The sequence below is a fragment of the Staphylococcus pettenkoferi genome (assembly GCF_002902685.1).
GTDB lineage: Bacteria > Bacillota > Bacilli > Staphylococcales > Staphylococcaceae > Staphylococcus > Staphylococcus pettenkoferi.
The window spans coordinates 1-7,755 of sequence record NZ_PPRN01000045.1; the positions used below are offsets into that span (position 1 = coordinate 1).

Consider the following 7,755-nt stretch of genomic DNA (forward strand, 5'->3'; position numbering starts at 1 on the left):
GTGTTTTAAAAACTGTTCAAACTCTGACTTATTAAACCGAAATTTCAATCCGTGATACATTGTCCGATAATGACCGCATACTTTATACAATCCATTGATAATATGAACATGTGCTACTCTTTTGCCATCATTATTTAAGAGGTAGTGTTTATTTTTAAAGTAATCTATCATCATTACCACTCCTCATTAGAAATAAGTTCTTGGCAGATTTCTTCAAAACTTTGAATACCTCGACCTTCAGTAATATCTAGTATCACACCATACACATACTGATTTATCGAGAACTCTGTTCGATCTTGCTCACTCGGTATATGACCAGTACCTTGTCTAACATCAGTACATTGAACGTAGATGTCATATTTATCGTTATCTACATATTGCAGTAACCCATGTACATAGCCCATTTCTGCTATCGTCCCTTGTGCATGGGGCAAATAGTCAAAGATGAGTATATCGCTCTTGTAAATACCTGCTGTGTCGTTATAAACGATACGTTCTGCTAATCCCTCTTGATTAGCATTTACTTTATCATTAACGTCGTCATCATCTTGTGGTGCGTAGACATCAAACCCTAAGCGCTCGAGTTCCTTTTTCTCAAACTCTCTTCTCATTTGTTGGCCGTGAGAAAGCATATCGCCACCCAAGTACACTTTTCTACTCATTATCTAGCACCTCACTCAAACGACGTTGATAAACGCCAATCTTATTCAAGTCTTCTAAATCATTTTCTTTACGCCCTAAACGAGTAGCATATTTGATAATGTTGAATTTCAAAGCACCTACTAATTCTTCGTGCGTAAATTGTTGGCGACAGAACTCAATAACATCAATTCCATCGGCGCCTTGATAATGACAAGGGACGTCGTTCATCTGTTTGCGTTTACGTTGTTGCATATCATTTGTTTGCATGGCGCTGACCCCACTTTCCAAACATTTGATTAAATGTATTTTCAAACCAGTAATCATCACGTATTTTGTATGTTGTTACCATTTCGGCAGAAGAGACGTTACGGTGTTGAGTGATTCTTGCTAAACGAGAGAGCTTATCTTTTCTATCTCGTTTAACGTCTAATGCCTTTTGTTTCTCCTTGTCTTCTTCAAATGCCTCTGGATTCTCTCTGTATTTAATTGATCGTTTGAGATTGCGAATCCCTTGTTTAAACGCTTGTTTAATCTCTTTATGATTCATACCTACATTTACAGCATTTTTATATACATCAACAGGAATGTAATAAGGCTTTGAGCCATCTGTTGTTAGATAGCACAAGCGACCTTTATTGTCCTTTTTCTTTGGCAAATTAATTGTTTTTCCCATGTTCTCACTCCTAATCAATATCTTTTATTTCAACGTCATCAATATCTAAAAACTCAAGGTCTTCGTACTCAATAAGTCTCGGTCTTCTCACAAACTCATAGAAGAGTCGATCTATCTCGTCTTGAATTTCGTCATCATAGTCATATGTTGATTTAGTAGTAACTGGCACATTGAGTTGTGCTTTGATATTCAGTTCAACTTTGACATTCGTTTCTTTATAATCCATGTCATCCCTCCACAACTTCTAGTTTTAAAACAATTCTTGGATTATCTGAGAATCGTTTAAAACTCTTTATCTCTACAATTTGACCATCGTCTTGCCACAAGTGTTTATTCGCAGCATCTAGGACCGTTTTCATTAAGTTATCAATGTCGGGCTTTTTGCCTTTGTACTGACCTATCATTTCGTTACATTTCTTTTTACTCCATGACTTTAACGGTGGAAAGTAAAACTCAAGTTCAAGTTTTATAGGCTTATCAATCATCAACATTGGTAACTGCCACTGGATGTCTTGTTTATGGTCTTCATAGCTCTTTGGCATATACGTTCGAACATACTTGCCCATGCGTCTGAATCTCGGACGTGGTGACGCTACAGGCTTATCAAGTTTAATTTCAATCGTTTCCATTCGCTCACCTACATATCAAAGATAGTCGCTTGACTATTTAACTCTTCTTCAAGATATAGATTATGATTTGCTTTGAATTTATTTAGCGAATTCGGCGTCATCATTTTGCTATCAACGTTCCAATAGCGTTGTCCTGCTAGATTATCTACGTAAAAATCACCGTCACCTAATTCAGTCACTCTAAATACTCGTTCACTCTCTGAAGTAAACAGATAGTATTGGTCATTCTCTTCTTGCATGCTTAAATGCCTCCATTTCGTCAAATATGAAATCTTTATTTTCTTCAAAGTCATCAAAAATGTTGAGTCGTTTCTCATCTAATAATCGATTGATTGTTTTGCCCCAATCGATAATCCGCATTTGGATTAATGGTTCTCGTTCATATTCCTTGTACATACGTCTTAACGTCTCTTGTAGTTCATTTATTTTCATCCGTAAAACCTCTGAGATTTTTTATAAAACTCAAGTTCTGCTGTGCCTGTTTCTCCGTCTTTATTTTTAGCTATGATAAACTCTATATCAGATTTGCCTGTGTCGTTATCCACTAGATCTTTATCGTAATAATCTTCACGATATAATAGGAAAATCATATTAGCATCTTGTTCAATGCCACCAGCTTCTCTTAAATCGCTCATCATTGGCCTTTTATCATTACGTGATTCAACACCACGACTTAGCTGAGATAATGCTATAATTACACATCCTGTTTCTTTCGCTATGATTTTTAAATCACGACTAATCTTTTCGACTTCTAAACGTTTATCTCGTTGTGGAACATCTGATTGCATCAAAGTTAAATAATCGATAAATATCACATGTGGTAATTCCGATTGATCCATCGCTCTTTCTCTTACATCTTGAGGAGTCATTTGAGCTTGATCTTCGATACGTAAGTTACTATGCTTTTTAATTCGGTCTATCGCATTCATCACTTGCGTTGTACCTTTATCACCTAATCCATCAGCTTGCTTTATCTTGTACAAAGGTATATTGGTAATACTTGATACCAAACGCTCAACGATGTTACTACCACCTGTTTCAAGGCTAAAGAATGTCGTAGGATAACCTTTCAAAACAATGTTCCACATGATGTTCAATGCTAGTGAAGTCTTTCCGGTTGAAGGCCTGCCAGCTAACACATTTAATTGGCCAGCCTCAAAGCCTATAATTTTGTTATCAACCGACTTAATCCCTGTTTTGATAAAGTCTTTAGGTTTGTCTGATAATATGTTATCCATCAATTCCATAAGATAGTTGTCTGTTGGGTTGTCTTTATTTATTCTCATGTTGCTTAATTGTTGTAGTTGCTCTATGAGATAATTGAAGTTTGATTGCGTAGGCATGTTGTTAAACTCATTAGCTTGTTTCTGAGCTTCGCTAATCACATAGTTTTGTAATAAATTCATCTGATCTTGCATGAAGAACACTTTGTCTGTGCCGTCTGAATTGTATATATCACCTAATCGTTTTGTAGATATAAAATTCTTGTCCTCACGGCTTTTGAAATAGATTTGGTTCACATCAACTTTTCCGTTGTCCATTACATATTGGATAAAGCCTTGAATTTTATCGTCTGTAAACATTTGTGGTTTAAGTTTCAACTTGCCTAGTAAGTCAGGATTGTGCATAAGGTTGGAGACAATAGCCTCTTCGGTGTTTAAGACATCTATTTTAGTCATCTTCACCCATCCATTCTTGTTTCATTTTCTCCCACTGTCGCTTTAATTTTTCACGATTATTAGCGTACTCAGGATCGTGCTTCATTCTGTACTCGTGAGTTTCTTCTTCTGGTATTACGGCGTCGTTTGATTGTTTAGGTTTGCTATCTACAATTTCAGATAGCGTGGGTTTAAATTTATGTTCACGTATATATTTTTTAGTCTTGTGTAATGATCTATCGTAATCACCGTACTTAGTAAGTTGTTCGACCCACAACTTTGCTTTTAAATCGTCTTTAGGAAAGTTCATAACGAAGGCAGTTTCAAGTAAACTCATAATTGTCGTAGCTTCTTTTTTAGTCATTCCCATTTAATTATGCCTCCCCATTTTTAACTCGTTCAAAATAGCTCCCTCCAGTATCTTTGTTGCTTTCTCCTATCGATTTAGGCATCTCTTTACTGTAATCGTTCATATAGCTTTCTTGTGATAAGAATGTCTTAGGATATTTTTGATATTGTTTGTTAGTAATTGTTTTCTTATATGCTTTAGTTCCATTCATAATCGTTTCAAAGTCATGTTTCTTTAATGCTGATTTAAATAAACTAAATGCTTTTTTCTTATCTAATTTCTTATCATATAAATTCCACCATTGGTTGAATTGCTCTTGCGTAACTTTAGTTGCGCTCATATTACTATCAGTATTATTAATGTCTTTATTAGTTAAATCAGTATTAGTTCTATCAGTATTAGTAGATGTAGGTTTTCTACTGTAGTTAATCTACTGTAGGTTTTCTACTGTAGTTAATCTACTGTAGGTTTTCTACTGTAGATAATCTACTGTAGGAAACCTGCACTGGTGTATACCGTACATGATAATGATATGCACCTAGTCTTCCTTGTTTGTCTCTCATTCTTGTTCTGGTTACATAACCATGTTCTATTAATTCATTCATTGCATTTTCTATTACTGTACGACCTTCTTTAGTGTTGTTAACTATTTCTGATAGATAAAATGTCCAATCATCAGGTCTGCTAATGAGATAGCAATGTAACCATTTAGCTTTTGCGGTTGTATTAGGATTACGTAAAATTTCATTAGGGATTTGCGTGAATCCAGTTTCTATCTTTTCTTTAGAAAAGTTATTCATCTACTCACTCCTTTCAACATCTTATTTAAGCGCTCATCTACTTTAAAACTGAACTATCAGGGAAACTACCGAAAGAACAATCGCTATCAAATTTAGGAAAATTAACGATAAATAAATGATATGGTCTTTTTTTGTCATTTTGATTCTCCTTTCAACATTTTGTTTAATTTCCCATCTACATCCACCCAACTATTAGTTAAGTGATACTTGTTATTAAATGAGTCCATGCCAATACGGTGCTGCTCCGAATGATGCGAATGACATAAAGCTAGAACTTGGTTATCTTTATGATTTATATTATGTCTATTGCGTCCTTTACCTACTGCATATCGGTGTGCCAACTCGGCGTTCTGTGCGCCACATATAACGCAAACTCTATTTACAGTACATTTGTATAAGAAATACTTGTCATTGCTCATGAGAGCGCTTGTGCGCTTTCTCATGGGTATATTATGTTCGAATACAAAATCGAGTATAAGTTCGATTAGCTCACTCGCTTGTCGTCGAGTGCAGTTGCTTAATGAGATAGGTTCATAGCCATTCAGTAACTCTAATTGCTTTTGAAACATGTAGCGTAAATACTCAATCGGTTGGGCAAAGTGGTCGTAGATGTCACGCAACATCGCAAATATTTTACGACGTTGCTTATCTGTAATCTGATAAGGATCTAAAACATCTACGTCACACTCAACTTCTAAATCGTTGTCAAGTAATAAAAAATCTTTACTTGATAGTTCTACATCTTTAACTACTACAGTTGTCGTACCGTCTTCCTGCTGAATATAATTCGTTATAATCGCCATTTAAATCAACTCAAAACGGTAACGGGTCTGAACTTATATCAGTATTTTCAAACGGATTATCATCTTGTGATACTGGTTGCTTAGCGTTGAATGATTGATTAGATTTTTGATTTTGCTGTTTAGACTTACGTTCAATGAAGGTGACATTCTCTACAACACAATCGTTTGTATAGACTGTTTGGCCATCTTTATCAAATCTTCCTGATTGCCAACGTCCTGTGATACCAATCTTGCTACCTTTACTGAAGTTATTACTGATAATTTCTGCCGTCTTACTAAAGGCAATACAAGGGATAAAGTCACTTTCATATTCACCTGTTTGCTTATCTTTAAATGGACGTTGTACCGCTACCATAAATTTAATAACCTTCCCATTTTGTCCATATACTTTCGGTTCGTTGACTAAATTTCCGATTAGATTGATTGAGTTCATTATTTGTCCTCCTTATATTTGCTAGCAGTTAACTGTAATTGTTTAATAAACCCTACTGCTTGGGATTGAGATATCTTATTATCATCTGGTATATTAAATTGATTTCTTACTTGTTTTTCAGTCACTTTTTTATTAAGGGAAGTCATTAAATCTAAAAAGTTTTTAATTTCTTCATGCAATAGTTTGATTTGTTTATTATCTGCTTTTGAATACTGCTCTTGCTTTTGCTTAGCATCTGCATCATCTTCGTCGGTTGGAATGTTAAAGAATTTCATCAAGAAATAACGTTCCGAATATGTGAGCGCAGTGCCGAATGCTTGTGATGGATCTTGTTGTTGACCTATGGCATAGAAAGGAATTTCTAATTTTTCTTGTGGATTGTCTGCGTTAATCCACGTATAAGTTAGATTTACCTTTACTACAAACTCTGTACTAGTCACTTCTTTTTTTGCTTTATGGTTGTAGCGTGTTAGTTCTACTTGCTCATATTCTTCATCTTCTAAATGCGGCACTAATAATAGATTGTGTTCTATCATCTTTTGTCTGATTCTGTGTAGAATTTGAGAACCACTTACATACGTATAGTTAAAGCCCTTTGTATCTTTTGTGAATCCGTCTATGTTCGCTTTAACATCTGCAATCTTTTGATATAGATTCAATTTTTCAGTCATCTATAGTAACCTCCTCGTATTCATCTTTTTCAATGTGCGTATGTTTAATAGCGACATGGTTTGTCATGTCTATACTTGCGTCTTCTATGCCATTAAATTCTCTAGCACGGTTAAAGTTTGTCGAATAACTGATGTCGCCATTTCTGTCAGTTGGTTTATTAGTTACAAATAACTCTGTATCTTTACGTTTGATTAAATACGTTATCGTCTCTTTCAAGTTGATTACCTCCATAAGTTTGGGGTATAATTAATTTATGTTTACTTTCCAATTAGTTTTTTTGACTGTTTGCTAAGCGCGAGTTAGCATTCAGTCTTTTTTATTTCTTCAATCCAAGTCTTCCAGAATGGGATTGCAATTAGTAATACGGATAAGCTAATAACTAGTGTTGTAGCTAAATGGAATCTTAATAACACAAGTGCTAATGCAACGATAATCATTGTTAGGTATGCCAATAGATACTTCATTTCATCACCTCCTTTATTTGCCGTGTATTTCATTGAAATGTTCATCGATAAATTTATTCATCTTTCTTGCGTTGAATCTCCATCTGTTAAAACTTTCATCTGGATAGTGTGCTATCCCTTGTTTCTTCAAGATCTTTTCAAATTTAGGATTGAATAACAATCTATCTTTAATCGTGTCATCAGAAGACATCTTTAACTTTTTCTTTAAATCTTTTAAGTCCCAGACCGGATCTAAAGAGTAGTTGAACAGTTCTTCGTATTCTTCTTTTTCTATGAGTACATGTGTGTCTGGAATTGGTACTGATACATTAAGTGTTTGTGGCATAGTAATCATTCCTTATTATTTTTTCTGCTATACTCCTTATGAGGAGGTGATATATATGTCAAAATATGAAGATATAGTTATCGAATCTGTTAATCATGTCCAATCCAAGTTCTTCACTCAAGAAGAAATTGATTCCAAGATGGATGAAATTACAGATTTTGATGGGAATGTCGATATAAACGCATTATTTAGTTATATAATCGAACTTAATACTAGTTATTCAGCAACCCTACTTGCTGATACGCTAGAGCGTTTATCCGACAACGTTTTACTCAAATAATTGTTCAAAGCGTCTACTGTTTTTTGG

Annotated in this window: 18 protein-coding genes; 1 reads left to right on the top strand and 17 read right to left on the bottom strand. The window is 34.7% G+C overall.

Annotated elements, in window-relative coordinates:
• The 17 genes from CD126_RS12485 to CD126_RS09015 all read right to left on the bottom strand — a co-directional run.
• The coding region (locus CD126_RS12485; RefSeq protein WP_421673276.1) for an SAV1978 family virulence-associated passenger protein at positions 1–174 on the bottom strand (174 nt) is incomplete at its 3' end.
• The gene (locus tag CD126_RS08940) at positions 174–662 is read right to left on the bottom strand and encodes a nucleoside 2-deoxyribosyltransferase (RefSeq protein ID WP_103370343.1); all 489 of its coding nucleotides are present in this window, start codon (positions 660–662) and stop codon (positions 174–176) included. The genes CD126_RS12485 and CD126_RS08940, both read right to left, overlap by 1 nt.
• Complete coding sequence (locus tag CD126_RS08945) at positions 655–909, bottom strand: DUF3310 domain-containing protein (protein WP_240626085.1); 255 nt, start codon at positions 907–909, stop codon at positions 655–657. The genes CD126_RS08940 and CD126_RS08945 overlap by 8 nt, the downstream gene beginning before the upstream one ends.
• Positions 896–1,315, bottom strand: coding sequence for an SA1788 family PVL leukocidin-associated protein (locus CD126_RS08950; protein ID WP_103370345.1), 420 nt, complete (start codon positions 1,313–1,315; stop codon positions 896–898). Before CD126_RS08950 ends, CD126_RS08945 begins: the two co-directional genes overlap by 14 nt.
• A 10-nt stretch (positions 1,316–1,325) precedes the next feature.
• Positions 1,326–1,541 (bottom strand): hypothetical protein, encoded by a 216-nt coding sequence (locus CD126_RS08955; RefSeq protein ID WP_103370346.1) that lies wholly within the window; start codon positions 1,539–1,541, stop codon positions 1,326–1,328.
• Position 1,542: 1 nt separating this feature from the next.
• Entirely contained in the window at positions 1,543–1,944 is a 402-nt protein-coding gene (locus CD126_RS08960) for a RusA family crossover junction endodeoxyribonuclease (RefSeq protein ID WP_103370347.1), read from the bottom strand.
• Positions 1,945–1,952: 8 nt separating this feature from the next.
• A complete protein-coding gene (locus CD126_RS08965; RefSeq protein WP_103370348.1) occupies positions 1,953–2,183 on the bottom strand; it encodes a DUF3269 family protein in 231 nt (76 codons plus the stop codon).
• Positions 2,167–2,376: a hypothetical protein gene (locus CD126_RS12150; protein WP_103370349.1), complete on the bottom strand. Its 210-nt coding sequence runs from the start codon at positions 2,374–2,376 to the stop codon at positions 2,167–2,169. Before CD126_RS12150 ends, CD126_RS08965 begins: the two co-directional genes overlap by 17 nt.
• Complete coding sequence (locus tag CD126_RS08975; protein ID WP_103370350.1) at positions 2,373–3,623, bottom strand: DnaB helicase C-terminal domain-containing protein; 1,251 nt, start codon at positions 3,621–3,623, stop codon at positions 2,373–2,375. The genes CD126_RS12150 and CD126_RS08975 overlap by 4 nt, the downstream gene beginning before the upstream one ends.
• Positions 3,616–3,972, bottom strand: a complete 357-nt coding sequence (locus tag CD126_RS08980) for a hypothetical protein (RefSeq protein WP_103370351.1) — start codon at positions 3,970–3,972, stop codon at positions 3,616–3,618. The genes CD126_RS08975 and CD126_RS08980 overlap by 8 nt, the downstream gene beginning before the upstream one ends.
• 4 nt (positions 3,973–3,976) lie before the next feature.
• Positions 3,977–4,291: a hypothetical protein gene (locus tag CD126_RS08985; RefSeq protein WP_103370352.1), complete on the bottom strand. Its 315-nt coding sequence runs from the start codon at positions 4,289–4,291 to the stop codon at positions 3,977–3,979.
• 118 nt (positions 4,292–4,409) lie between these two features.
• Complete coding sequence (locus CD126_RS08990) at positions 4,410–4,751, bottom strand: helix-turn-helix domain-containing protein (RefSeq protein WP_103370353.1); 342 nt, start codon at positions 4,749–4,751, stop codon at positions 4,410–4,412.
• A gap of 134 nt (positions 4,752–4,885) precedes the next feature.
• Positions 4,886–5,554 carry a putative HNHc nuclease gene (locus CD126_RS08995; RefSeq protein ID WP_103370354.1) on the bottom strand — a complete coding sequence of 223 codons (669 nt, stop codon included), beginning with the start codon at positions 5,552–5,554 and terminating at the stop codon, positions 4,886–4,888.
• Positions 5,555–5,564: 10 nt separating this feature from the next.
• Positions 5,565–5,987 carry a single-stranded DNA-binding protein gene (locus CD126_RS09000; protein ID WP_103370355.1) on the bottom strand — a complete coding sequence of 141 codons (423 nt, stop codon included), beginning with the start codon at positions 5,985–5,987 and terminating at the stop codon, positions 5,565–5,567.
• Positions 5,987–6,658, bottom strand: coding sequence for an ERF family protein (locus tag CD126_RS09005; protein ID WP_103370356.1), 672 nt, complete (start codon positions 6,656–6,658; stop codon positions 5,987–5,989). The genes CD126_RS09000 and CD126_RS09005 overlap by 1 nt, the downstream gene beginning before the upstream one ends.
• Complete coding sequence (locus CD126_RS09010; RefSeq protein WP_088606589.1) at positions 6,651–6,875, bottom strand: DUF2483 family protein; 225 nt, start codon at positions 6,873–6,875, stop codon at positions 6,651–6,653. Before CD126_RS09010 ends, CD126_RS09005 begins: the two co-directional genes overlap by 8 nt.
• 261 nt (positions 6,876–7,136) lie before the next feature.
• Positions 7,137–7,448: a DUF771 domain-containing protein gene (locus tag CD126_RS09015; protein ID WP_103370358.1), complete on the bottom strand. Its 312-nt coding sequence runs from the start codon at positions 7,446–7,448 to the stop codon at positions 7,137–7,139.
• Between the two features lie 55 nt (positions 7,449–7,503).
• Here CD126_RS09015 and CD126_RS09020 point away from each other — a divergent pair, with 55 nt between their 5' ends.
• Positions 7,504–7,728, top strand: coding sequence for a hypothetical protein (locus CD126_RS09020; RefSeq protein ID WP_103370357.1), 225 nt, complete (start codon positions 7,504–7,506; stop codon positions 7,726–7,728).
• Positions 7,729–7,755 lie beyond the last annotated feature (27 nt).